A 24,917-nucleotide genomic window follows, 5' to 3' on the forward strand; every position below is an offset into this window, starting at 1 on the left:
TTACAGCATAAACCTATAAAAAAACATCTGCTTATGCAAATGTTTTTTTTACATTTCATCTATATACTGATTCATAAGCTCAACAGACATCGCACTTAAATATTTATTCCGAATAATTCCTTCTTCATCAATAAAAAATGTGGTTGGAATTGTTATTATTTGATAGGCATTAGAAGCTTTTTCATCCACATCAAGTAAAATCGGAAAGTTCACTTTCATTTCTTCAGCAAAACCTGCAACATCAGATTGAGGATCGATGTTCACCGCCAATATAGCAACATTATTTCCCTTCTGAGTATAGAATTTTTGAATATCAGGCATTTCAGCTTTACAAGGAGGACACCAGGTTGCCCAAAAGTTTAGCATGACTTTTTTGCCTTTGTAATCTGAGAGCTTGACTGTTTCCCCTTGCAGGTTTTTCAATTCGAAATCAGGGGCTTTCAAGCCTATTCCTAATCCTGTCTGATTAACGGGCTGACTTTTGACATCACCTTTTTCAAAAGCCTGCACTGCAAAAACCGCGGTAATAATGATTAATAACACAGAAGCTGCAAACATTTTTTTGAACATGCTGTTTTCCCTCCCGGCTATTCAAGCCTTTTTGCTTCCTTGATTGTATTTTAACCTAGAAAAGCAAAATTAATAAGGTTCTGAACAGCCAATAAGACAGCATAAATGTGACAGATCCGTAAACAATCCCATGAATCCATTTTTTAAGCGGATAGTTGTCTTTCTTAATTGCCAGTATTAAATAGATTAGAGCCAAAAAAGCCCCTAAAATAATTCCTTTTCTTCCTCCGGTAAAATATAAAAACGCGATCGGGCTGCTTAGAATATTTCCTGTTTGGAAAAGGATTGAACTGAACTTATAAGTAAAAAAGCCAATAAGAACGGAATTCAAGATGACATTCAGAAAAACTTTTTTATAATCCCCGCTGTCTCTTAAGACTTGTACAATAGTGAAATAAGAAACAATACCTGAAAGCAGGACTAAAACCCATTCGTATTTCACTAATAATGGTCCAATCATAAAAGCACCCAATGTCAGCCCTCCAAATTACAGATACATTCAAGATACCTCAACCCGTTTTTGTAAATAAATAAACCGCTATGTGAGCAAACACATAGCGGCGAGTCAAAATTAGTTAGCCAATTTATCACGAAGAACCATTTGCAGGATTCCGCCATGACGGTAGTAATCGATCTCAACTTCAGAGTCGAAACGGACAAGAACTTCGAATGTAGTCTGGTTGCCGTTTTCATCTGTAGCTGTAACCTTAACAAAGTCACGTGGTCTAACATTTTCATCGACTTGAACATCGATCGTTTCTTTTCCTGATAAGCCAAGAGTTTCTGCACTTTCGCCTTCCTTGAACTGAAGTGGAAGAACTCCCATTAGAACAAGGTTAGAACGGTGGATACGCTCATAGCTTTCAGCAATAACTGTTTTAATTCCAAGCAGGTTCGTACCTTTGGCAGCCCAATCACGGGAAGATCCCATTCCATAGTCTTTGCCGGCAAGAACAACAAGGCCAGTTCCATCTTCTTTATACTTCATGCAAGCATCATAGATAGATGTAACTTCACCAGTTGGCCAGTAAGTTGTGAATCCGCCTTCTGTGCCTGGCGCAATTTGGTTGCGGATACGGATGTTTGCAAATGTACCGCGCATCATTACCTCATGGTTACCGCGTCGAGATCCATAAGAGTTAAAGTCACGTGGTTCAACACCGTTCTCGCGAAGATATTTTCCTGCTGGCGTATCTTTGCCGATCGCACCTGCCGGAGAAATATGGTCAGTTGTTACAGAATCACCGAACTTGCCGACAACACGCAATCCTGATAAAGGTTTAACTTCATCAGCATTAGGAGTTAAGCCTTCGAAGAACGGAGGATTCTGGATATATGTTGAATTATCATCAAATGAATATAAAGGCTCATTGCTAGTTTGAATTTGATTCCAGCGAGCATTGTCGTCAAATACATGCTCATATTCTTTACGGAACAATTCAGGTGTAACAGTCTGTTTAACCACTTCATTAACTTCAGCAGTTGAAGGCCAGATATCATTAAAGAAGACATCATTGCCATTCTTGTCTTTTCCGATTGGCTCGTTTTGAAGATCAATATCTACCGTACCAGCTAGTGCATAAGCAACAACTAATGGCGGAGAAGCCAGGTAGTTAGCTTTTACAAGCGGATGGATACGTCCTTCAAAGTTACGGTTACCGGAAAGAACAGAAGTTACAAGAAGATCGCTTTCGGCTACAGCCTTTTCGATTTCTTCTCTTAATGGACCGGAGTTACCGATACATGTTGTACAGCCATAGCCAACAAGGTTGAATCCAAGCTGTTCCATGTATGGAAGAAGTCCTGAATCACGCAGGTATCCAGTAACAACCTTAGATCCCGGAGCCAAAGAAGTTTTTACGAACTTAGGAACTTCCATTCCAAGTTCAACTGCTTTTTTCGCCACTAAACCTGCACCAACTAAAACGTAAGGGTTTGAAGTATTTGTACAGCTAGTGATTGCTGCAATGGCAACAGCACCTGTTTTCATCTTAGTTGAATCGCCATTTGCAAATTCAACAGTGACTTCTTTGTTGATTTCTTTCTTATCCAAGCCAAAGCCCTGGTTGCCCTGTGGAGCAGTGATTGCGTCATTGAACTCTTTTTTCATTGCTGAAAGCGGAATTAAATCCTGCGGACGCTTAGGACCTGAAAGGTTCGCTTCAATTTCGGAAAGATTGATTTCAACTACATTTGTGTATACCGGCTCTAGAGATGGATCGAAGAACATTCCATTTTCTTTGCAGTATTTTTCAACAATCTTGATTTGCTCTTCAGGACGTCCAGTCAGGCGCATGTAATCAAGGGCTTCTGCATCAACAGGGAAGAAACCGCAAGTTGCACCGTATTCTGGAGCCATATTAGCAATTGTAGCGCGGTCAGCCAATGGAAGCTGTGTAACACCAGGGCCGAAGAATTCTACAAATTTGCCAACCACTCCCTGGCTACGCAGTACTTGTGTTACCTTTAATGCAAGGTCAGTAGCAGTAGTTCCGTTAGGAAGTTCGCCAGTAAGCTTAACCCCTACAACTTCAGGAACTGGGAAATATGAAGGCTGTCCCAGCATGCCTGCTTCAGCTTCAATACCTCCTACACCCCATCCAAGAACGCCGATACCGTTGATCATGGTTGTATGGGAGTCAGTACCTACAAGAGTATCAGGGAAAGTTTCATAATCGCCTTCCGTTGTCTCAAGCGCATGAACAACATTCGCAAGGAACTCAAGGTTTACCTGGTGAACAATACCTGTTGCAGGCGGAACTGCACGATAATTGTCAAATGCTTTTTGTGCCCAGCTCAAGAACTGGTAACGCTCTGCATTTCGTTCGAATTCGAGCTCCATGTTGGCTTCAAGTGAATCAGGTGTTCCATACTTATCTACCTGTACAGAGTGGTCAATAACCAGATCTACTGGCTTCTCAGGATTAATTTTATCAGGATCCCCACCCATGTCAGCCATTGCCTTACGCAATGAAGCAAGGTCAACTACTGCCGGAACTCCTGTGAAGTCCTGCAGAATTACACGTGATGGTTTGAAAGGAACATCTACTTCTTTTACTTCAGAAGTTCCCCATTTTGCCAGGTTTTCAACATGCTCTTTTGTAATTACACGGCCGTCATATTGACGAAGTACTGATTCCAATAATACCTTAATTGAATAAGGCAATTTAGAAACATTACCTACCCCAGCTTCTTCCAGAGCACCTAAATGATAGTAATGATAGCGCTTCCCGTCCAGATCAAAGGATTTGCGGGAATTGAACACATCGTTCTTTGCCAAATGTATTACCCCCTCTTTCAATAAACATCATATACCAAGTGTTAGGTAATTGTCGAAAAGTTTGAATTTTCATCCATCCTTACTTTTCTCACAATTCCTATATTAATACAACCTGCTATATAAGTAAATAACAAGAAAGTTATTGTTTTTGATAAGTTTTTCTTATCATAATTTCTCATTTACTCCATTAAGCCTTTTAAATGCCGTAATTGATAGTGTTTTTCAATTAGAGAAAAATACCCTGCCTTGCCTGGTTATTATTCTGCAAAAACGAAAAAGGGAATCCGCCAGTCCAAAAAACAACATAAATTGACATTATCCAAGGAAAAATAGTACCAGGGAGGTGAGTGACTATGGCTAAAAGAAAGTCTAATCATATTATTGAGGGTATGAACGCCGCAAAAGGCCAGGGCATGGGCGCAGGGTATAATGAGGAATATGCGAATGAACCATTAACAGAAGCGCAAAAGCAAAATAATAAAAAGCGCAAGAAGAATCAATAAAGTGAAACTTCAAACAGTGGGGAGTGCTTTTCTCCCCGCTGATTGTTAGTTGCGGCCCACAGGACAAGGAAGGCTTCGTAAGCATGAACATCGCACGACCAAATGCGTCAGCTTTTGGGAGGAAGTGGGTCACAAAGACGTTGCCACAGGACAAGGAAAGCTACGGCAGCGATACATCGCACGACCGAAAGCGGCAGCTTTTGGGAGGACGTGGCGTTCTTAGTCTTTGTCCTTCTTTCGGGCCTTTACGGGCAGTTTGACCCCACTTATCTTCCTTTGAGTCTTGAAGTGGGGGTCTTACTGCCCTTTAGACTGCGATAAATGATAATACCCGGCTGTACTGCAGCCGGGTAAATTCCTAGTACTGGTTTACATCATCAACCATGGATCTTAAATCCTGCTGGAATCTCTCCAGCTGTGCACGCTGATGGTCAGAAGCAACCTCCAGGGCATTTTCAATTTGAGCGTATGCTTCATTTACTTCCTGCTTTAGATGTTTTAGCTGATGTCCATAACTGGCAGAATCTCTTACAATTTCAGCGTAGAGCTCCTGTGCATCTTCCATTCCCTGCTGTGCAGCCTGAAATGCCTGCTGTTTATCTTTATGATATGGCATGCTTATTTCACTCCTAATAAAATTTGTACCATTAAATTGTGCAATAGCATCATAAAATATTCCGCGAAATCAATCAGGAGGAAATCTTGACATTCAGCCACATTTTGCAAGGCAATTTTTCAATGAAAAGAGACAAACTAACACATGAGATGAAGGTGAATATCACCTTGTATCTTTTCTACCCGTCAGCCATTAAGACGGCAGCCGGCATATCAGCTGTTTGGAGCGGAAGAAACATCCTATTATCCGAGGAGGGCTTCAATTGAACAAAAACAATGGCAAAGACATGCGCAGGAATGCACCTAAAGGACATAATAATGATGGACAGCCTGAACCATTAAGCGGCTCTAAGAAAGTAAAAAACCGTAACCACACCAGACAAAAACATAATTCACACCACGATATGTGAATGTAAAGAAGCAGCTGCCTCATCATCAGGCAGCTGCTTTTTCTTTAAACAGCAATTAAAGCATTTATTATGGTGTCCTCTTCTTCAGCTGTTACTGTCCTAAGATCAATCAGAATTTCTTCCTTTTGAATCCTGACTATTATGGAAGAATTAATCCTTAACTGGCGGCCGATATGATCTGCTGAATATTGACGGTGCTTTAAAACAGCAATCCAGGATGGAAGCTCTACCTCAGGCATCGTGCCTCCCCCAACCTGCCCTGTACTTTGTCTCATTGAGCATACATAATCGTTCCCGGCGGCTTGTAATCTGTTAAGAAATTGGGACGTCCTCACTTTGAGTTCATCACTGGTCATCAAAACATCATGGACCACAGGAATATTTTTCAGACCCTCTTCGCCTTTTAAGTAATCAATTAGCGTGCCTTCGAGAGCAGCAATGGTCATTTTATCTACCCGGAGAACCCGGGCAAGCTGATGTTTTTTCAGCTTTTCGATTAAATCCTTTCTTCCGGCAATAATTCCTGCCTGAGGACCGCCCAAAAGCTTATCTCCGCTGAAAGAAACGATATCTGCCCCCATTTTTAAAACATCGCTTACTGCTGGTTCATTTCCGATTCCTTTGCTTTTAAAATCAAAAAGTGCACCGCTTCCCAGATCTTCATAAAATAGGAGGTTTTTTTCTTTTGATAGGCGGGCAAGTTCCCCGGTGCCGACTTCTTTCGTAAATCCGATAATTTTAAAATTGCTCGTGTGCACCTTCATAATCATAGCTGTATCTTCATTTATCACTTTTTTATAATCTTCCAGGTGGGTTTTATTTGTTGTTCCCACTTCAACGAGCTTTGCCCCGCTCTCTTCCATTATGCTTGATACCCTGAAGGAGCCTCCGATTTCAACTAGCTGTCCACGGGAAACGATTACTTCTTTTTCTTCCGCAAGAGCTCTTAAAATGAAATAAACGGCAGCAGCGTTATTATTGACTGCCATGGCTGCTTCTGCACCTGTCAGTTCTTTGACCAGATTTTCCAGGTGACTATGCCTGGATCCCCGTTCGCCTTCACCCAGGTTATATTCCAAATTGGAATAGTTCATGGCAGCTTCAAGCACATGATCCGCTGCAGACTTGCTTAACCGTGCCCGGCCAAGATTAGTGTGAAGAATAGTGCCAGTAGCATTAATAACCCTTTTAAGTGTATATCCATACCGAACAGTGATAACCTCTTCTGCTTTTTGAAAAATTAGGTCCGTAAACTTCTCCGTACCGGGCTCCTCACCGGTCCAATTCCCGGCAAGAATAGTATTCCTTATATCAGAAATTACCTCTTTCAGCATGTTGGTTGTATGTATAAAGTCAAGTCCATACTGGTTCATTAAATTAGTAAAACGCCGGTCTTTTTGCAGTTCATGCACCGGCAAAATATTTCTGACTGTACTCTTCATAATATCCCTCCAGCATTTGCCCCGTTATTATATCATTTTTCACTAATTTGCATGAAATGAATACTATAGAATGAAACAAGGGGGTTTTGAAGTTGAACAAAAAGGAAGATTTCCATCCGTTTAATTTGAGTGAATTGGAAAAATGGATGGAGGATTATTACCTGGACCCGCTTTCTTCTTATTTGGATCAGATAACATTCCGCATCGACTTATACGATACGGAAGCGCAGATTATCGTTGAGGCGCTTTTAACGGGATGTGCATCAAAAGATGTAACCGTTTCCTTAAAAGAAGACAGCGTAATCATCAAAGCTGCTAAAACAGATGACACAGAAGCAACTCGAGACGGTCATCCATGCATGCGAAAAGTTAAACTGCCTTTCTCAGTTGTAAATAAAATGGTTAGTGCAGAGTTTGCAAATGAGATATTAGAGATTTTTATCAATAAAAATGTAGCGGGACCGGGATGCAATAGAGAGATAATCATCGATTGATAAACTGAGCTAGAGGTTGCCTTATACCCTTTGTTTACATAGATCAGCAAAAAACCTCCTCCGCCCGGAGAAGGTTTTTTACCGTTTTATTTTTGCATTTTTTCGATGATTTCTCTGGTTTTAGGAAAAACGCCTGTATCCAGCTTAGAATAAAGCTTTTCTCCATTAACTGTTACTTCAAAAGCTCCGCCCTTGCTTGGGACCAGCTCCATTTTTGAAATATCAGAACGAAAATGAGTAAATAGCTCTTCCGCGAAACTCGCGGCTTTAGGTGCGTAGTTTCACATCATGCAAAATTCAACTTTTACTTCATAAGTCATATTTTAACCCCCGTGTATAATTTGTTAAAGTGAAACTTCATTCAGTGGGGGGTGTTCGTTTCCCTCACTGATTGTTAGTTGAACCAATCCGGCCTTACGGGCAGTTTGACCCCCACTTATCCTCTTTTGATTCTTCTGAGTCTTGAAGTGGGGGTGTTACTGCCCGTTAGACTGCGATAAAATTAAATATAATGACATTCTAGTATAACTATTTTATTACTGCAAATCGAGTTGTTTTTCCTTCAAAATAGAAAGCAAAAAAATTTATGGAGTGATTTGATGGATGCACAAAAATACCTGCAGCGAATTAAAGTTTCGGCTGACCGTAATCTGGATCTTGAATATCTGACAGAACTGCAAAGCGGGCATATGCACAATATTCCATTTGAAAACCTGGATGTGACACGAAAAATCCCCATAAGGCTGGACACAGATTTGTTTTCTGAGAAAATTCTGGAACGGAGCCGGGGAGGCTTTTGCTATGAATTAAACGGTCTGTTTCAGCTTCTCCTGTCAGAACTGGGATTTCAATCACATCTTATTTCCTGCACCGTTAAAAAGCCTGATGGATGGGTCAGAGAAGATTCTCATGCAGCCATACTGGTTTATTTGCACCAACTTCCTTATTTGGTTGATGTAGGGTTTGGTGATTCCGTCAGGCAGCCTCTTCCTTTAACCGGTGAGGAAAAAACCGATGTCAGCGGAACATACAGGATAAAAGCAGCAGCTGGAAAAAAATTTGATCTTCAGCGGCTTGAAGATGACAAATGGAAAATTCTATACCGTTTTTCTGATAAGCCGGTGCAGCTTGGCGACTTTCATGATGCCTGTTTATTTAATCAGACCTCACCCGAATCCCATTTTACACATGGCGATCTGGCCACTATCGGTACAAAGAATGGCCGTATTACAATTTCAGGATTAACTGTCACCCATTCCGAAGAATCCGGGAAAAATAAATTCGAACTAACCGAGGAGGAAAAAAGAGAATTTCTTCTCGGGCAATTCAAAATAAAATTGTAAAAGGGACAGCCTAGCGGCGTCCCTTTTAATTTGATTATAATTTTGTTCTTAATTTATCAAGCATATCAGCAGTCATTTTTGCTAAATCATAATCTGCTTTGAATCCCCACTCTTCTTTTGCTGCAGAAGCATCAATCGAGTTTGGCCAGCTGTCTGCAATTCCCTGGCGCACAGGATCCACTTCATAGGAAATTTCAAACCCCGGGATATGCTTTCTGATTTCAGCCGCAATCTGTTCAGGTTCAAAACTCATCGCTGTTACATTAAAGGAGTTGCGGTGGATGAGTTTATCTGCATCAGCTTCCATTAAATCAACGATGGCATTCAGCGCATCCGGCATATACATCATATCCATATATGTGCCTTTGTCGATGTAGGATGTATAGCGGCCATTTTTAATGGCTTCATAATAGATCTCAACAGCGTAATCAGTCGTACCGCCCCCTGGAGGAGTTACATAGGAGATTAAACCAGGGAACCTCAAGCCTCGAGTATCCACACCAAATTTGTAATAGTAGTAATCTGACAGCAATTCGCCTGCAACCTTATTCACGCCATACATTGTAGTTGGGCGGTGAATAGTATCCTGTGGAGTGTTGTCTTTAGGCGTAGAAGGACCAAATGCACCAATAGAGCTTGGCGTAAAGAATTGTGCATTGCACTCTCTAGCTGTTTCAAGTGCATTCATAAGCCCGCCCATATTTAAATTCCATGCAAACACAGGGTTAGCCTCAGCTGTAGCTGATAATAGAGCAGCCATATGAATAACTGTATCTACATTGTATTTCTTTGCTGTATCCAGCATTGATTTTGCATCGGTAACGTCAACCATTTCAAATGGCCCTGAATTAGCCGCCTCAGAGTCATTTTTTCTGATGTCTGTTGCGATAACATTGTCCGTTCCATAAATTTCTCTTAATTTCAAGGTTAGTTCAGAGCCGATTTGGCCTAAAGCTCCAGTAATCATAATCCGTTTCATCTTATTCCTCCAACATTTCCTCTTTGCCTTAGTTTTGAAACTCTATATAGCCGAAATTAAATAATTCCCATTTCCTTGCCGACTTTTTCATAAATTGCAATTGCCTGATCCAGCATTTCTTTCGTATGTGCTGCAGATGGCATGTTTCTGACACGGCCGGTTCCCCTAGGGACAGTCGGGAAGACGATTGATTTTGCATAAACGCCTTCATCATTGAGCTTTTTGCTGAATTCCTGTGTTTTTACTTCATCTCCAACAATACAAGGAGTAATTGGTGTTTCGCTGTCGCCAATATCAAAGCCTAATTTTTGCAGCCCGTCTTTAAGGTAGTTGGCATTTTCCCATAGCTTTTCATTCAGTTCAGTGCTTTCCATAAGCAGCTCAATAGCTTTCGTGCTTGCTGCTACATCTGCAGGTGTTAAAGATGTAGAGAATAGGAATGGTCTGCTGCGAACTTTCAGCCAATCAATCAAGTCCTTTTTGCCGGCCACATATCCGCCAACAACACCAATCGCCTTTGAAAGTGTACCGATCTGGAAATCGATTTTGTCCGAAAGGCCGAAGTGCTTAACAGTGCCTGCTCCTTTTCCAAGAACTCCTGAACCGTGTGCATCATCCACATATGTGATCAGATCGAACTCTTCCGCGATTTCCACGATCTCAGGAAGCTTTGCGATATCCCCATCCATCGAGAAGACTCCGTCAGTAATAACCATGATCTTGTTGTACTGTCCTGATTCTTTCGCTTCCTTCGCTTTTGCTCTTAAATCTTCCATATCAGAATGATTTACGCGAATAATCTTGGCTTTGGATAAGCGGCAGCCATCTATGATGGAAGCATGGTTTAATTCATCAGACAAAATGGCATCATTTTTATCCATAACAGCAGAAATGGCTGCCATGTTACAATTAAATCCGGACTGGTATGCGATAGCTGCTTCTGTATGTTTGAACTCAGCCAGCTTTTCTTCAAGTTTTGTGTGAAGTTCAAGTGTTCCATTGATCGTGCGGACAGCACCTGCTCCAACCCCATATTTTTCAATAGCTTCAATTGCAGACTTTTTTAGTCTTTCATCAGTTGCCAAACCTAAATAGTTATTGGATGAAAGATTAATTAGTTCTCTGCCGCTGATTTTGATTATTGGACCATTTGGGCTTTCAAGTGGGTCGATTACGTTGTAAAGTCCTCTATCCTTTAAATCCTCCAGGTTTTCCTGTAAAAAGGCATCTAAAATTTTGCTGGTCATATCAGTATCCCCCAGTACATTTTTATTGAATGTCGCCAACTCATATACAACTGTATTTTTAGAGCGGACATTATTTCATTAAACAAACTTAGCTATGTAAAGGTTTTTTCACTTTATACTTTAACACAATTTTTCATTTTGTACACTTATGAAGGACAGATTTTCAATCAGAGATTCTTTGAGATTTCCTTATAAACAGTTTTCCCTATTATCACGAAAAAATTTACCTGCCTATTTAGCTTAATTGAATAAATATACACATAATTGATCTGTTTACTCTATGATTACACAGGGAACCAATCAAACATAGAACAATAGGTCAGGCCATTAAGCCTTTGGAGGTATTTATTATAATGAAACATCCGCTAAATGTAACTTCGGAAATAGGAGAATTAAAGACGGTCCTTCTGCATAGGCCGGGTAAGGAAATCGAAAATCTTACGCCTCAATATTTGAAAAGACTTTTATTCGATGACATTCCATTTCTGCCTGCCATTCAAAAAGAACATGATTATTTCGCCAATATTTTAAGCAACCGGGGAATTGAGGTCTTATATCTTGATAAATTGATGACAGAAGCTATACAGCAGGACGAGGCAAGACTGGCTTTTATTGAAAAGGTATTATGGGAAAGTCAATCAAATATCAACGGTTCCTACGATACAGTGAAAGAGTATCTTCTATCTCTTCCGCCTGATGAACTGGTTAAGAAAGTGATGGCTGGTGTCGTTAAATCGGATATTGATCAGGATAAGAAAATTCATCTTCATGAAATGATGCCGGATCATTATCCTTTTTATCTTGACCCTATGCCTAACCTCTATTTTACCCGGGATCCGGCTGCGGTTATCGGTGAAGGCATTACGATTAATCGAATGCATGAGCCTGCAAGGAGAAGGGAATCCATTTTTATGGACTGCATCATGAATCATCATCCTCGTTTTAATAAACATGAGATCCCTGCTTACTTTAAGCGTGATGATCTCTACTCTCTTGAAGGCGGAGATGAGCTGATTTTAAGTGATGAAGTGGTTGCCATTGGCGTCAGTGCAAGAACCTCTGCACAAGGAATTGAAAAACTTGCACGAGAGATATTCTCCCATCAGGATGCCATTAAAAAGGTTGTGGCAGTTGAAATCCCTAAAATTCGCGCATTCATGCACCTGGACACCGTTTTCACTATGATTGATCATGATAAATTCACCTACCATCCTGCTATTGAAGATAGAGATGGCAGTATGAAAATTTACATACTGGAACAGGAGAATAATTCTGATACTCTTAAGATTACAGAGAAAAACTCGCTCAAAGAAACATTGAAAGAAGTGCTTCATCTTAATGAATTAGTGTTAATCCCCTGCGGAGGCGGCTGCCCGATTGCATCGGCACGCGAACAATGGAACGATGGCTCCAATACACTCGCCATCGCTCCCGGTGTAGTTGTCACATACGACAGAAACTATGTTTCAAACGACATCCTCCGGCAAAATGGAGTTGAAGTTATTGAAATTCTCAGCTCGGAACTTTCAAGAGGACGCGGCGGCCCAAGATGCATGAGCATGCCGATCATAAGGGAAAATATTAGCTAAAAAATCGGGCGGTTCCGGAACCGCCCGATTTTTTTATGATTACTATTTTATTTCAGAGATCCTCCCCTTCTGTGTCCCTCCTTCGAAAAAACCAGTTCTGTCAGGAAAAAACGAAAATATAAATATACTAATGCCCTTTTCAAACAAGCAATTACAAGTATTTTGATAAGCTGTCGTTATTAATAATTTATATTTAATTATAATTATTATAAAAAAGTATTGATTTTACTTTGAGAAATGTTATCATTGCAAATATAAGCAAGTTATTAAACTTTTATGAGGTGATTATAGAATGACAAAAAAGAATAATCTCACGACAAGCTGGGGCGCGCCAGTTGGCGATAACCAAAATTCAATGACTGCCGGCTCAAGAGGGCCAACATTAATTCAGGATGTACACTTGCTGGAAAAGCTCGCCCATTTTAACAGAGAGCGTGTACCTGAGCGTGTTGTTCATGCAAAAGGTGCCGGTGCACATGGCTATTTTGAAGTTACAAATGACCTCACTAAATATACAAAAGCAGCTTTTCTATCTGAAGTAGGCAAAAGAACGCCTATATTCATCCGCTTTTCAACTGTAGCCGGCGAACTTGGTTCTGCAGATACAGTCCGTGACCCGCGCGGCTTTGCTGTTAAGTTCTATACAGAAGAAGGAAACTACGATCTTGTCGGAAACAATACGCCTGTATTCTTTATCCGGGATGCCATCAAGTTCCCTGACTTCATTCATACACAAAAGCGTGATCCTAAGACACATTTGAAAAATCCGACTGCCGTCTGGGACTTCTGGTCCTTATCTCCTGAGTCGCTGCACCAGGTAACCATCTTAATGTCTGACCGGGGAATTCCTGCAACACTAAGACATATGCATGGATTTGGAAGCCATACCTTCAAGTGGGTTAATGAAAAAGGCGAAGGCGTCTGGGTGAAATATCACTTTAAAACAGAGCAAGGCGTTCAAAACCTCAGTGTGGAGGCTGCAGCTAAAATGGCTGGCGAAAATCCGGATTACCATACAGAGGACTTATTCAATGCAATTGAGAATGGAGACTATCCTTCCTGGAAGCTTTGCGTGCAAATCATGCCGCTTGAGGATGCAAATACTTACCGTTTCGACCCATTCGATGTCACGAAGGTGTGGTCACAAAAAGACTACCCATTAATCGAAGTAGGACGTATGGTTCTCAATAGAAACCCGGAAAACTACTTTGCTGAAGTTGAGCAGGCTACCTTCTCTCCCGGAACTCTAGTGCCTGGCATTGATGTGTCACCTGATAAAATGCTCCAGGGCCGCCTGTTTGCCTACCATGATGCCCACCGTTACCGTGTAGGTGCAAACCATCAGATGCTGCCAATCAACCGCCCTAAAAACGAAGTGCAAAACTATCAGCGTGACGGTCAGATGCGATTCGATAACAATGGCGGAGGATCTGTTTATTACGAGCCGAACAGCTTTGGAGGACCAACTGAAGTACACGAGCACAAGCAGGCTTCATACCCTGTATCCGGTTTAGCTGAAAGCGTTGCGTATGACCATAATGACCACTACACACAAGCCGGTGATCTATACCGCTTAATGAGTGAAGAGGAACGCTCCCGTCTTGTAGCAAACATTGTTGCTGCCATGAAGCCTGTAGAAAAAGAAGAAATTAAACTTCGCCAAATTCAGCATTTCTTTAAAGCGGATCCTGATTATGGTACACGTATTGCTAAAGGCCTTGGCCTGGCAGTGCCGCAGGGAGTAAAATAAACCACTAAAAATAGTCAAAGGTGCCATAAGTTACTTGGCACCTTTTTTCGTGGTGAAGTGTTAGTATGATCCCCTATTTACGGATCCCCCACCATTACTGCCGCGGCTTCAATTTATCCAATAATCGAGCAGGAAATAACTTTAGATAGAAAAAAAAGTCTAAATCTAGTAAGATATCCACATGGAATAGTAGAGAAGGGGTAAAAAAATGAGTGTATTAAACGTACAAAATTTAAGTCACGGTTTCGGTGATCGTGCGATTTTTAATGATGTTTCTTTTCGCCTTTTAAAAGGTGAACACGTTGGACTGGTTGGGGCAAATGGTGAGGGTAAGTCTACTTTCATGAATATTGTAACCGGAAAGCTGCAGCCTGACGAAGGGAAAGTTGAGTGGTCACGAAAAGTTCGTGTTGGTTACTTAGATCAGCATGCTGTACTAAAAAAAGGCACTACAATGCGTGAGGCTTTGAGTACTGCTTTCCAATATCTTTTTGATGCTGAATCAGAGATCAATGAACTTTATGCAAAAATGGGTGATGAAGGTGCCGATATCGATGCATTACTTGCAGAAGTTGGAGAGCTTCAAGAAACGTTAGATAGTAATGATTTCTATCAAATTAATTCAAAAGTTGAAGAAGTTGCCCGTGGCCTGGGATTAGACGAAGTTGGACTGGATCGTGATATAGATGATCTTAGCGGTGGGCAGCGTACCAAAGTTTTGCTGGCTAAGCTTTTGCTGGAAAAGCCTGAAATCCTATTACTGGACGAGCCTACAAACTATTTGGATGAACAGCATATCGAATGGCTGAAGCGCTATTTACAGGAATATGAGAATGCATTTATTTTGATTTCACATGATATTCCATTCCTGAACAGTGTTGTTAACTTGATTTATCACATGGAAAACCAGGAGTTGAATCGCTATGTTGGTGACTATGATAACTTCTTAAAAGTATATGAAATGAAAAAGCAGCAGCTGGAGTCTGCATACAAGCGTCAGCAACAGGAAATTGCTGATTTAAAGGATTTCGTTGCACGCAACAAGGCAAGTGTTGCGACTCGTAATATGGCGATGTCCCGTCAAAAGAAGCTCGACAAAATGGAAATTATTGAATTGGGGAGAGAGAAGCCGAAACCGGAGTTTATTTTCAAAGAAGCTCGTGCAGCCAGCCGCTGGATTTTCACGACTGAAGATCTTGTTATTGGTTACAATGAACCACTTTCCCGCCCTCTGAATTTGAAAATGGAACGCGGACAAAAAATTGCATTCGTAGGTGCTAACGGTATTGGTAAGTCTACTCTTTTAAAAAGTATTCTTGGCTTGATTAATCCCATTTCGGGAAAAGTGGAACGCGGTGAGTATCAACACATCGGTTACTTCGAGCAGGAAGTTAAACAGTCAAACTACAACACTTGTATTGAAGAGATCTGGAGCGAGTTCCCAAGTATGAATCAGGCTGAAGTTCGTGCTGCTCTTGCAAAATGCGGGTTAACGACGAAACATATTGAAAGTAAAGTCGAAGTCCTTTCCGGTGGCGAAAAAGCCAAGGTTCGATTATGTAAAATTTTAAACACAGAAACGAATTTATTAATTCTGGATGAACCTACCAATCACTTGGATGTGGATGCAAAAGAAGAATTAAAACGTGCTTTAAAGGCATATCGCGGAAGTATCCTAATGGTATCCCACGAACCAGATTTCTATCGTGAAATTGCGACCGATATTTGGAATTGTGAGGATTGGACGACGAAAGTTTTTTAATAAAGATTAATGACTCCCCTGCCACGCAGGGGATTTTTTCTCCTTTCAGGCCCCCTTTTTATCAGGTTCAAACATTGTTCACAAAAGATTCTTATTTGCCTTCAAGTGCTCCATATAAACGTTCTAACATCATACTCAGGATACTTCCTATAAATGGATTACTAAAAAGCAATACAGGTAATGGCCTATTCATGTATAATGAGGGGAGTTTTCAATAATGGAAGCGGTTCAATTTATACCAAAATAATTGACAAAGGACTTAAAACATTCATGACAAAAAAGAAAATTGCCTGGATAACAGACAGCACAGCTTATGTTACTAAGGAGCTGCTGGAACATCCTGACGTTTATGTGGTTCCTCTAACCATTACATTCGGTGAGGAATCCTATGAAGATGGTATTGAATTAAATACAGATCAGCTGTATAGCCGGATTCGGAATGAAAAAGAAGTTCCAAAAACTTCGCAGCCCTCTGCCGGAAAATTTGCCGAACTATTTGAATCTTTGAAGCCGGAATATGATGCTGCAGTTGCAGTCCATGTATCCAGCAAGCTTAGCGGCACGCTAAATAGCTGTTTGACCGGAGCAGAGCTGGCTGAGTTCCCTGTTTTTGCAGTTGATTCTAAATGTATGTCTTTTGCCATTACATCATTGATCAATAAAGGATTAAAGCTTGCTGAAAATGATATGCCGGCTCATAAAATTGCTGATATCCTGCAAAATGAGACCGATAAATCCGATAATTATATATTGCTTGGAAGCCTTGAGCAATTTTATAAAGGCGGCAGAATGTCTGGCACACAATACCTGCTGGGAAGCATATTAAAAATAAAGCCAATTATCCGCATTAACCGGGACGGGGAGTTTGAACTGTTTGATAAAGTCCGTTCAGAAAAAAAAGCAAATAAAAGAATGATAGAATTGCTAGGGAATTCATATGAAACCCACACAATTCCCCAGGTTCAAATCATGCATGGGAATGTGCCTGCCAAAGCGGAGGAACTGGCCGAAGAAATACAGTCTCATTTTCCGCGGCTTGATATTTTCATTGGTGATATAAGTTCAACGATCGCTGCCCATGCCGGTGAGGGAACACTGGCCATTATATGGCAAAACGAAAGTTAAAAAAGCACTCTCCAAAAGGAAAGTGCTTTTTTCTATTCAACCCATGTGAACATGTAATTTTCATCTTCAATTAACTTAGCGTTTTTCACCAGTTTTAAAGGCTTGAATGTATCAATCATGACAGCAAGTTCGAGTGTTTCCTTTTTCCCGATGCTGGCTTCAGTTTTTCCCGGATGAGGCCCATGTGGAATACCGCTTGGATGAAGGGTGATCGATCCTTCTCTAATCCCCTTCCTGCTCATAAAATTGCCTTCCACATAGTACAGCAGTTCATCACTGTTTACATTGCTGTGATAGTAAGGAGCAGGGATGGCCTCTGGATGATAGTCATATAATCTGGGAACAAAGGAACACACAACAAAGTTATGTCCTTCAAATGTCTGATGGACCGGCGGAGGCTGATGCACCCTTCCGGTAATCGGTTCAAAATCTTCTATATTAAAGACCCACGGATAAAGATAGCCGTCCCAGCCCACTACATCAAGTGGGTGATGATTCAGAATATGAGAATGCAAGTATCCCCTGGTTTTGGAGATAACTTCATATTCTCCTTTTTGATCATATGTTTCCAGTGTCTCCGGTCCCCGAAGATCCCGTTCGCAAAATGGACTATGCTCAAGCAGCTGCCCATACTCATTCCGGTATCTTCTTGGTGTTGTAATCTGGCTGAAAGACTCCACAAGGAGCACTTTAGTCAGCTGCTCTTTATCCGGAATCACGCGGTAAATAGTGCCAATCGGAATAATGACATAGTCTCCCGGGCGATAGGATAAAGTTCCGAACATGGTCTCAACTTTTCCGGTTCCATAGTGAATGTAGAGCATCTCATCTCCATCGCCATTCCGGTAAAAGCTTTTCATCGGCTCAGTAATATTTAGGGTGCCTATTAAAAGGTCATCATTCCCGAGCAGATATTCCCTTGCTGAAAGTGCATCCCCTTTTTTTTCAATTTGATCTGTAAACAAATGCCGATGCTTTAAGCTCTCCTGATCTTCATACTCTGGAACATATTTTCCGATCAGTTCAGTTCTTGCTACTTCTGTCGGCATATAGTGATGATAAAGAATGGATTGGGTGCCGGAAAAACCTTTTGTCCCCATTACCTGTTCCCTGAATAGGGTTCCATCCGATTTTTTGAAGGTTGTATGGCGCTTGTGCGGGATTCTACCCATTTGACGATAAAACATATTTCCACCTCACTCATTTGCAATTCGATTTTTTAATATTCCGAGATTGCTAATCTCAAGCTCAACCTCATCTCCAGGTTTCAACCATCGGTGCACATCCGTGCCCAGCTCAAGAATGCAGCCGCTGCCAACAGTCCCGGAGCCTATCATTTCACCTGGACAGAGGGTTACACCTTCAGAAGCCCGCTCAATCATTTCGTAAAAGGAATAGTAGATATCCTGCATATTCCCTTCTGAAAGAAGAGTTCCGTTGACTTTTGCTGTCATCAGCAAATCATAGCCATTTTCAACACGCCAATTCTCAAGCTCATCCTTTGTAACAATATATGGCCCGACGGAAGTGGCAAAATCCTTCCCTTTGGCAGGGCCAAGTCCTACCTTCATTTCTTTTCGCTGAATATCTCTTGCGCTCCAGTCATTCAGGATGCAATACCCAAATATATAATCATCCGCTTCGGCAGCTTTAATATCCTTTCCTTCTTTGCCGATGATACAGGCAATTTCGAGCTCGTAATCAAGCCATTCGCAATGCTTTGGACGCGAAATTTCTTCATTTGGCCCCTTAATGCTCAGATGATTTGAAAAATAAAAGACGGGTATTTCGTACCATTCGGGTATCATATCAAGTCCGCGGTTATCTCTTGCCGTTTTCACGTGTTCTTCAAAAGCATAGAAATCCCGAAAGCTTTTGGGATTTGGCAGTGGAGCCATTAAGTTCACTTCGGATAAAGGATATACCCCTTTATCCGTGTTCTTCAGTTTTTTGCTGGAAGACAGGTATTCTATAAAAAACTCATGATTCTCAAGGAATGCCAGCATTGTTTTTGGCAGAACACCATTGGTCGCTTCATGCATATCAACAGCATACTCCTCATTCTTCAGCCAGCCCGCTCTTATAGATCCATCCGGTTTTTGAAAGGTTATGAATTTCATGGCATCACCTTGGGTCCGTTTTTCGGATCAATTCAAATACATCAGTCATTGGCCTCGTATAGATATGTCCTGCCATCCGGCCAACAGGCTTCAGCTTTTCGGAATTAATCCTTCCATTTTCGTAAAGCTCTTCAGCAACATGCACATGCTCCACTTTTCCAATCACCAGGCTTCCTGAACCGGGATGTTCTCCAAAATGAAGTACCTGATAGAGACTGCATTCCAAATGGACTTTTGATTCTTTAACCCGAGGCGGCTTAACAGCGGCACTGTTTTCTTTTTCGAGCCCTGCTGCATCAAGTTCGTCTGTACCAGCCGGATAATCCGCTGCACAAATATTCATCTTTTCGGTAAAGTCTTCACTGACAATGTTAATAACGAATTCCCTGGTGGCTTCAATATTAGCAAGCGTATCTTTCTTAGAGCCATCTGTCCCTTTTCGCATCGGTGAAAAGCAAATCAGCATCGGATCTGCACATATGGCAGTAAAAAAGCTGAATGGAGCTGCATTTACATTTCCATCTGTGTCCATAGTGGTTACAAACGCAATAGGACGCGGCAGAATTGAGCCAACCATCAGCTTATATGCGTCTTTCCACTCAAGACTCTGTGGATTTAATTCCATATGCCCTACACCGCCTTTTCATTCAGAAGTTTGTGTATTACAGCCAATGCCGCCTCGTTATCTTCTCTCGTTCCTAAAGTCATCCGAAAAGCATCAAAAAAGCCGTCAAGCTTCATTTTCCGGACCACTAAGCCATTTGCAATCAAGTTATCTGCAATAGGAAGCTGGCTGAAAATATATATAAAATTAGTTTGGGAAGGAAAATAGCCGACATGCAATTCAGTTAGTTTTTGGCACACAAATTTCATCTCTTCGGCATTTTTTTGTGCACAATCCTTTATAAAGTCCTGATCATTTAGTGCTGCAGAAGCCGCTGCCTGTGCCAGGTGGTTGACATTAAAAACATCTTTTACCTTATGAAGGTCATTCACGATCTCCGGATGCATGATTCCATAGCCGACACGGAGTCCTGCAAGACCATAGATTTTGGAGAAAGTCCTTAGGATGATTAAGTTAGTCTTCTGTTCAAGAAGCTGAATAGAGTCAGGATAATCCTCGGAATTCACATATTCATAGTATGCTTCATCAAGAATAATCAGGATGTTTGAAGGAACTTTATCAATGAATTGCAGCAGTTCTGTTTTTCCGACTATGGTTCCTGTAGGATTGTTCGGATTGCAGATAAACACCATTTTTGTTTTTTCGTTCACCTTCTCATACATGGCTCTTAAATTATGTTTTCCATTTTGCAGCGGCACTGTTAACGCACTGCCTCCTTCAATCAGGACGTTTGTTTCATATCGTGGAAATGTATTCTGAGCCATGACCGCTTCATCTCCAGCACTTATGTATGCTCTAGTCAATAATCGGATGATCTCTTCTGAACCATTGCTGACCAGAAAGTTATCTTCACTTATATTATAGAATCCGGCCAGCTTGCGTTTGAGCAGAGAAACAGTGCCATCCGGGTAAAAGTAAAGACTGTTCATCGCTTTGCTGATGCTGTTTTTGACTTCAGGTGAACAGCCATACACATTTTCATTATCAGACATTTTCCGGACCGCCATTAGATTGTACTTTTCTTTGATCTCTTCCGGCGAGCTGCCAAGCGGATAAGAAACTATCTTTTCTACGGCGCTCTTTGTCTGGATTCTAGCCATCTGGTCTGCCTCCTTCTTAAATTTATTAAAAAAGGGAGAAAGCATTTCTCCCTTTTAAGCTGAAAAGTTATAAATTCCCCCGTCTTTCCTGCTCACGTTCAATAGATTCAAAGAGTGCTTTAAAGTTGCCTTCACCAAACCCTCTGGCACCTTTACGCTGAATGATTTCAATGAATAGGGTCGGACGGTCTACGATTGGTTTGGTGAAAATTTGAAGCAAATAGCCTTCGTCATCGCGGTCAACGAGAATATTTAATTCCTTCAATTTGTCAATCTCTTCATCAATTTTTCCCACACGCTCAGAAAGCATTTCATAATAAGAATCTGGAGTGCTTAAGAACTCCACCCCATTTTTGCGGAGGATGCTGACAGTGCTGACAATATCTTCTGTTAGAATGGCCAGATGCTGTACTCCAGGCCCGTTGTAGTATTCAAGGTATTCTTCAATCTGGGATTTGCGCTTCCCTTCTGCAGGCTCGTTAATCGGGAACTTAATTCTGCCTCCATTATGCATAACCTTGGACATCAGAGCGGAATATTCTGTTGTAATGTCTTTATCTGTAAAGTGCTTCATTTCCTTGAAGCCCATTACATTAGCATAATAATTCACCCATTCCTCCATTCTCTCTACATTTCCAACCACATGGTCGACGCCGATAAAACCTGCATCCTCAAATGGTACTTCAGTTTGATAAGGCTCAAAGCCAGGCATGAATACCCCTTTATAATCATTCCGTTCAACAAGTGTATGAATGGTATCTCCATATGTACCAATTACTGCCTTTTTGACTGTGCCGTGCTCATCTTTTATCTCAGCTGGAGGCTGTATTTCGATTGCACCTCTTTCAACCGCTGCTTTGTAAGCCTTTTCAACATCATCAACAGCTAATGCTATATCTTTTACACCATCTCCATGCTTATTAATGAAATTTGAAACTCTGGAACTGTCATTTAACGTTCCTGTGATCACCAGGCGAATCTTTCTCTGCTGAAGGACATAAGAGACTGTTTCTCTATTGCCGGTTTCCAGACCGGAATAAGCAACTGGCTTAAAACCGAAAGCTGTGCAGAAATAATGGCAGGATTGTTTTGCATTTCCTGAATAGATTTCTAAATAATCTACCTCCTTCACAGGAAAGAAATCGTCTGCCTTTTGTTCTTTCAATAATTTTTCATCTTGCATGCTAACCCCTCCGTTTTAATATTAATAATATTTTGAATTTATCATATAGGAAACGTGTAAATGTTCTCAAGAGTTCAAGTTAAAGCTATAATGCACTTCTGCATTAAAGGAATTTACACTTTCACTTTTTGCGTTTTTTGCTTTGGGGGCGGTATGTGAACAGCCAAATTCTTTAAAGCTTCTACAGCTTCCAGCAAGCCTTCATTTACACTTGGATGCGGGTAGTTAGGGAAAATTAAATCTTCTTCCCTTGCTCCCATTTCCAATGCAGTAATTCCGGCGGAAATTAATTCTATTGCTCCGTGGCCTACCATGTGGATCCCCAGAAGAACTTGTTTTTCCCTGCAGCTGATCACTTTTATAAATCCGTCTTTTTTCCCGCTCAATGTGCTGAATCCGTTGGCAGATAATGAGGATACACCAATTTCAATGTCATAGCCCATGTTAATGGCTTCCTGTTCCGTTAACCCTGCACTCGCAATAGGAGGCTGTGTATGTGCAGCAATCGGAATGAAGTGGAAATCTGATTCCGATTTAATTCCCGCAATTGTTTCAGCGGCTGTTTTTCCTTGTTTGATAGCTTTTACAGCAAGTGCAGGACCTTCTGTTACATCACCGGCTGCGAAAATATGTTTCTGTGTTGTCCTGCTTTGACCGTCAACCTTAATAAACCCTGCTTCACATTGCTCGACCCCTATACGGGAGAGTCCCAGCTGGTCAGTATTTGGTCGAATGGAAGATGAAACAAATAGATGTGTGCCTGAAATGGTTTCTCTTTTTCCTTTACTCTCAAAAGTTACTGTTAACAGTCCTTCATTAGTCTGCAGTTCCAATACATCCGAGTTTCTTACAATGTCTATCTTTTTCTTTTTTAAAATCCTCTTCAGTTCCCTGCAAATGGACTGATCAAAATCAAAATCCTCTTTCCCATCTTCGAGGATCAGAGTAACACTAGATCCCAGAGCCTGATAGGCCATACCTATTTCGAGGGCAATGTAATCACTGCCATAAATTAATAGTTTATCGGGTATTTCACTCAAATTTGAAACGGAATGCTGATCTAATACCATTTCACTTAACTCTCTAGTCCAAAGAGGCTTTTCCGGTCTCCCGCCAGTCGCAATGATGGCATTCTGAAATCGGAAAACATCAAATTGGTCTCCTTTTTCGATGCCAATCTTGTCCTCTGACAGAAAAAAGGCTGAACCATTGAGAACTTCTATTTTATTAGCTTGACAGAGGGCTTCAATTCCTGCCCGGAGCTGCTTAATTTTCTTCTGCTTGTATTCCTGGAGCTTGTTTAAGTTTAATGAAATATTTCCTCCTTCAAGCCCCCAATTTTCCCCTTCCTGGAATGAAGTGAATTTTTCAGCAGACTGTGTGAGGATCTTGGAAGGTATGCAGCCTTTATTTAAACAGATCCCGCCAAGCTGATCGTGTTCAACTAATGTAACATTTCGTCCCAGCTGAGCAGCGCGAATCGCTGCATGATAGCCCCCTGGGCCGCCGCCGATTACGATGACATCACACTCATGTGCCAGTTCTCCAACTACCATTTATACCATCTCCAGAACAAGCATTTTCGGATTTTTAATCAATTCAGCAAAGCGGTTTGTAAAGCGTACAGCTGTCGCCCCGTCTGCAACTCTATGATCAAAGGACATAGATATATTCATCATCGACCGAATGACAATCTGGTCATCATCGGTCACAACAGGCATCTTTTTTGTTTTATGGAAAGATACCAAAGCGGTTTGAGGATGCTGGATAATCGGAGTCGCTCCAAAGCTTCCCCCAAGCGGCCCCACATTGCTGATTGTGAATGTCCCGCCAGATATTTCTTTAACAGAAAGCTTATTCTCCACTGCTTTTTCCGTAAGCTGTTTCATTTCTGCATGAATTTCTCTGATTGTTTTATTTTCGACATGCTTTATAACCGGAACGATTAGACCTTCGTCCGTATCAACCGCAATACCGATATGATGTTCACCTGCCAAATGTATTTCTTCCTTTTCTTCATGCAGCACTGCATTGAACACAGGAAATTCCTTCAGGCAAATTGATAAAGCCTTCAGGAAAAAGGCTGTAGCAGATATATTTAGGTTTAGAAGCTTAAGATCTTTTCTGAAAGCAATCAGCTCGGTTACATCAATCTCTTCAAAATGTGTACAATGGGGAATGGTAAAGAGTGATTGTGCCATTTTCTTGGCAATCTGCTTTCGTCTGCCCCTAAACGGAATGATTTCTTTCTCAGCAGGGGGCGTTTTTGAATTATCCTTCAAAACTGTTTGCTCCTGTTCATCATGGGCCGGCTTCGTTTGAAGGGAAGCTATATACTGATAGATGTCTTCATCTAAAATTCGGCCAGCAGGACCTGTTCCCGTGATTTTCTCAATATCAATGTCATTATCGCGCGCTATTTTTCTTGTGAACGGAGAAGCAAGAACCCGTTTTCCTTTGAATGCCACAAAAGAATGCTTTTGCTTCTGCGGCGAATCTGTGTAGACAGGAATAGAAACGGCATTCTCTTTTTCAGCGCCTTCCTCACCAGCCGATTCTAAAATTAAAATGGTCGAACCCACTTTAACCGTATCGCCAGGCTGCACTGTAAATTCCTTAATAATGCCTGCTCTCGGGGCAGGTATTTCAGCAGTCATTTTATCAGTTTGTACTTCAACAAGCGGATCGTCTGCTTTCACTGCATCCCCCGGCTTAACTAAAAAGCAAGTAATATCCGCTTCCGTCATTCCTTCACCAATATCGTGCAGTTTCACCTCCAC

At 41.3% G+C, this 24,917-nt stretch carries 22 protein-coding genes and 1 pseudogene; 8 read left to right on the forward strand and 15 right to left on the reverse strand.

The window, feature by feature from the left end:
* Window positions 1–48: 48 nt before the first annotated feature.
* The 3 genes from ACTHRG_RS11430 to acnA form a co-directional block, all read right to left on the reverse strand.
* Window positions 49–570 carry a peroxiredoxin family protein gene (locus ACTHRG_RS11430; RefSeq protein WP_076256338.1) on the reverse strand — a complete coding sequence of 174 codons (522 nt, stop codon included), beginning with the start codon at window positions 568–570 and terminating at the stop codon, window positions 49–51.
* Between the two features lie 55 nt (window positions 571–625).
* Window positions 626–1,042, reverse strand: a complete 417-nt coding sequence (locus ACTHRG_RS11435) for a hypothetical protein (RefSeq protein ID WP_076256336.1) — start codon at window positions 1,040–1,042, stop codon at window positions 626–628.
* 99 nt (window positions 1,043–1,141) lie between these two features.
* Window positions 1,142–3,850, reverse strand: coding sequence for an aconitate hydratase AcnA (gene acnA, locus ACTHRG_RS11440; protein ID WP_076256334.1), 2,709 nt, complete (start codon window positions 3,848–3,850; stop codon window positions 1,142–1,144).
* Between the two features lie 353 nt (window positions 3,851–4,203).
* Between acnA and sspO the strand changes: the two genes are divergently transcribed.
* Window positions 4,204–4,353, forward strand: coding sequence for a small acid-soluble spore protein O (gene sspO / locus ACTHRG_RS11445; protein ID WP_061790826.1), 150 nt, complete (start codon window positions 4,204–4,206; stop codon window positions 4,351–4,353).
* Between the two features lie 358 nt (window positions 4,354–4,711).
* Here sspO and ACTHRG_RS11450 read toward each other — a convergent pair whose 3' ends face one another.
* Entirely contained in the window at window positions 4,712–4,969 is a 258-nt protein-coding gene (locus tag ACTHRG_RS11450; RefSeq protein WP_076256332.1) for a hypothetical protein, read from the reverse strand.
* 262 nt (window positions 4,970–5,231) lie between these two features.
* Between ACTHRG_RS11450 and ACTHRG_RS11455 the strand changes: the two genes are divergently transcribed.
* Window positions 5,232–5,378: a small acid-soluble spore protein P gene (locus tag ACTHRG_RS11455; protein WP_076256329.1), complete on the forward strand. Its 147-nt coding sequence runs from the start codon at window positions 5,232–5,234 to the stop codon at window positions 5,376–5,378.
* Between the two features lie 44 nt (window positions 5,379–5,422).
* Here ACTHRG_RS11455 and selA read toward each other — a convergent pair whose 3' ends face one another.
* Window positions 5,423–6,820, reverse strand: a complete 1,398-nt coding sequence (gene selA, locus ACTHRG_RS11460; protein ID WP_076256328.1) for an L-seryl-tRNA(Sec) selenium transferase — start codon at window positions 6,818–6,820, stop codon at window positions 5,423–5,425.
* A gap of 92 nt (window positions 6,821–6,912) precedes the next feature.
* Between selA and ACTHRG_RS11465 the strand changes: the two genes are divergently transcribed.
* On the forward strand, window positions 6,913–7,314 hold the full coding sequence (locus ACTHRG_RS11465; protein ID WP_440231204.1) for an Hsp20/alpha crystallin family protein: 402 nt from the start codon (window positions 6,913–6,915) through the stop codon (window positions 7,312–7,314).
* Window positions 7,315–7,400: 86 nt separating this feature from the next.
* Here the strand turns inward: ACTHRG_RS11465 and ACTHRG_RS11470 are convergent.
* Window positions 7,401–7,583 (reverse strand): annotated as a pseudogene (locus tag ACTHRG_RS11470) (Rdx family protein); the annotation flags it as partial.
* A 330-nt stretch (window positions 7,584–7,913) separates the two neighbouring features.
* Between ACTHRG_RS11470 and ACTHRG_RS11475 the strand changes: the two are divergent.
* Window positions 7,914–8,657 carry an arylamine N-acetyltransferase family protein gene (locus ACTHRG_RS11475; RefSeq protein ID WP_440231205.1) on the forward strand — a complete coding sequence of 248 codons (744 nt, stop codon included), beginning with the start codon at window positions 7,914–7,916 and terminating at the stop codon, window positions 8,655–8,657.
* 34 nt (window positions 8,658–8,691) lie between these two features.
* Here ACTHRG_RS11475 and ACTHRG_RS11480 read toward each other — a convergent pair whose 3' ends face one another.
* Both ACTHRG_RS11480 and ACTHRG_RS11485 read right to left on the reverse strand, forming a co-directional pair.
* Window positions 8,692–9,636, reverse strand: coding sequence for an L-threonine 3-dehydrogenase (locus tag ACTHRG_RS11480; RefSeq protein WP_440231206.1), 945 nt, complete (start codon window positions 9,634–9,636; stop codon window positions 8,692–8,694).
* A 56-nt stretch (window positions 9,637–9,692) separates the two neighbouring features.
* The gene (locus tag ACTHRG_RS11485) at window positions 9,693–10,883 is read right to left on the reverse strand and encodes a glycine C-acetyltransferase (RefSeq protein ID WP_440231207.1); all 1,191 of its coding nucleotides are present in this window, start codon (window positions 10,881–10,883) and stop codon (window positions 9,693–9,695) included.
* A 353-nt stretch (window positions 10,884–11,236) separates the two neighbouring features.
* On the opposite strand from ACTHRG_RS11485, the gene arcA reads away from it, so the two are divergent.
* The 4 genes from arcA to ACTHRG_RS11505 all read left to right on the forward strand — a co-directional run bounded on the left by arcA (window position 11,237) and on the right by ACTHRG_RS11505 (window position 17,109).
* Window positions 11,237–12,472 carry an arginine deiminase gene (gene arcA / locus ACTHRG_RS11490; RefSeq protein ID WP_440231208.1) on the forward strand — a complete coding sequence of 412 codons (1,236 nt, stop codon included), beginning with the start codon at window positions 11,237–11,239 and terminating at the stop codon, window positions 12,470–12,472.
* A gap of 292 nt (window positions 12,473–12,764) precedes the next feature.
* Complete coding sequence (gene katA / locus ACTHRG_RS11495; RefSeq protein WP_440231209.1) at window positions 12,765–14,222, forward strand: catalase KatA; 1,458 nt, start codon at window positions 12,765–12,767, stop codon at window positions 14,220–14,222.
* 208 nt (window positions 14,223–14,430) lie between these two features.
* The gene (locus ACTHRG_RS11500) at window positions 14,431–15,984 is read left to right on the forward strand and encodes an ABC-F family ATP-binding cassette domain-containing protein (RefSeq protein WP_440231210.1); all 1,554 of its coding nucleotides are present in this window, start codon (window positions 14,431–14,433) and stop codon (window positions 15,982–15,984) included.
* Between the two features lie 270 nt (window positions 15,985–16,254).
* The gene (locus ACTHRG_RS11505; protein WP_440231211.1) at window positions 16,255–17,109 is read left to right on the forward strand and encodes a DegV family protein; all 855 of its coding nucleotides are present in this window, start codon (window positions 16,255–16,257) and stop codon (window positions 17,107–17,109) included.
* 32 nt (window positions 17,110–17,141) lie between these two features.
* On the opposite strand, the gene ACTHRG_RS11510 is transcribed toward ACTHRG_RS11505, so the two are convergent.
* The 7 genes from ACTHRG_RS11510 to ACTHRG_RS11540 form a co-directional block, all read right to left on the reverse strand.
* Window positions 17,142–18,296 (reverse strand): homogentisate 1,2-dioxygenase, encoded by a 1,155-nt coding sequence (locus ACTHRG_RS11510; protein ID WP_440231212.1) that lies wholly within the window; start codon window positions 18,294–18,296, stop codon window positions 17,142–17,144.
* A 9-nt stretch (window positions 18,297–18,305) separates the two neighbouring features.
* Complete coding sequence (locus ACTHRG_RS11515) at window positions 18,306–19,229, reverse strand: fumarylacetoacetate hydrolase family protein (protein ID WP_440231213.1); 924 nt, start codon at window positions 19,227–19,229, stop codon at window positions 18,306–18,308.
* A gap of 4 nt (window positions 19,230–19,233) precedes the next feature.
* Window positions 19,234–19,854, reverse strand: coding sequence for a flavin reductase family protein (locus tag ACTHRG_RS11520; protein ID WP_076256311.1), 621 nt, complete (start codon window positions 19,852–19,854; stop codon window positions 19,234–19,236).
* A 5-nt stretch (window positions 19,855–19,859) separates the two neighbouring features.
* A complete protein-coding gene (hisC, locus tag ACTHRG_RS11525; protein ID WP_440231214.1) occupies window positions 19,860–20,954 on the reverse strand; it encodes a histidinol-phosphate transaminase in 1,095 nt (364 codons plus the stop codon).
* 67 nt (window positions 20,955–21,021) lie between these two features.
* Window positions 21,022–22,137 carry a 4-hydroxyphenylpyruvate dioxygenase gene (gene hppD / locus ACTHRG_RS11530; protein WP_440231215.1) on the reverse strand — a complete coding sequence of 372 codons (1,116 nt, stop codon included), beginning with the start codon at window positions 22,135–22,137 and terminating at the stop codon, window positions 21,022–21,024.
* A gap of 113 nt (window positions 22,138–22,250) precedes the next feature.
* Window positions 22,251–23,693, reverse strand: a complete 1,443-nt coding sequence (gene lpdA / locus ACTHRG_RS11535) for a dihydrolipoyl dehydrogenase (protein ID WP_440231216.1) — start codon at window positions 23,691–23,693, stop codon at window positions 22,251–22,253.
* Window positions 23,694–24,917, reverse strand: a complete 1,224-nt coding sequence (locus ACTHRG_RS11540; RefSeq protein WP_440231217.1) for a dihydrolipoamide acetyltransferase family protein — start codon at window positions 24,915–24,917, stop codon at window positions 23,694–23,696.

The sequence above is a fragment of the Cytobacillus sp. SAFR-174 genome, assembly GCF_051964675.1.
GTDB lineage: Bacteria > Bacillota > Bacilli > Bacillales > Cytobacillaceae > Cytobacillus.

Bases quoted from the DNA above. Each gene is read 5' to 3' on its own strand.
- ACTHRG_RS11520 (WP_076256311.1), bottom strand. From the start codon at position 19,854: ATGGAATTAAATCCACAGAGTCTTGAGTGGAAAGACGCATATAAGCTG.
- sspO (WP_061790826.1), top strand. From the start codon at position 4,204: ATGGCTAAAAGAAAGTCTAATCATATTATTGAGGGTATGAACGCCGCA.
- selA (WP_076256328.1), bottom strand. From the start codon at position 6,820: ATGAAGAGTACAGTCAGAAATATTTTGCCGGTGCATGAACTGCAAAAA.
- ACTHRG_RS11500 (WP_440231210.1), top strand. From the start codon at position 14,431: ATGAGTGTATTAAACGTACAAAATTTAAGTCACGGTTTCGGTGATCGT.
- ACTHRG_RS11485 (WP_440231207.1), bottom strand. From the start codon at position 10,883: ATGACCAGCAAAATTTTAGATGCCTTTTTACAGGAAAACCTGGAGGAT.
- ACTHRG_RS11430 (WP_076256338.1), bottom strand. From the start codon at position 570: ATGTTCAAAAAAATGTTTGCAGCTTCTGTGTTATTAATCATTATTACC.
- hisC (WP_440231214.1), bottom strand. From the start codon at position 20,954: ATGGCTAGAATCCAGACAAAGAGCGCCGTAGAAAAGATAGTTTCTTAT.
- katA (WP_440231209.1), top strand. From the start codon at position 12,765: ATGACAAAAAAGAATAATCTCACGACAAGCTGGGGCGCGCCAGTTGGC.
- lpdA (WP_440231216.1), bottom strand. From the start codon at position 23,693: ATGGTAGTTGGAGAACTGGCACATGAGTGTGATGTCATCGTAATCGGC.
- ACTHRG_RS11505 (WP_440231211.1), top strand. From the start codon at position 16,255: ATGACAAAAAAGAAAATTGCCTGGATAACAGACAGCACAGCTTATGTT.
- ACTHRG_RS11480 (WP_440231206.1), bottom strand. From the start codon at position 9,636: ATGAAACGGATTATGATTACTGGAGCTTTAGGCCAAATCGGCTCTGAA.
- ACTHRG_RS11515 (WP_440231213.1), bottom strand. From the start codon at position 19,229: ATGAAATTCATAACCTTTCAAAAACCGGATGGATCTATAAGAGCGGGC.
- arcA (WP_440231208.1), top strand. From the start codon at position 11,237: ATGAAACATCCGCTAAATGTAACTTCGGAAATAGGAGAATTAAAGACG.
- ACTHRG_RS11475 (WP_440231205.1), top strand. From the start codon at position 7,914: ATGGATGCACAAAAATACCTGCAGCGAATTAAAGTTTCGGCTGACCGT.
- ACTHRG_RS11510 (WP_440231212.1), bottom strand. From the start codon at position 18,296: ATGTTTTATCGTCAAATGGGTAGAATCCCGCACAAGCGCCATACAACC.
- hppD (WP_440231215.1), bottom strand. From the start codon at position 22,137: ATGCAAGATGAAAAATTATTGAAAGAACAAAAGGCAGACGATTTCTTT.
- ACTHRG_RS11450 (WP_076256332.1), bottom strand. From the start codon at position 4,969: ATGCCATATCATAAAGATAAACAGCAGGCATTTCAGGCTGCACAGCAG.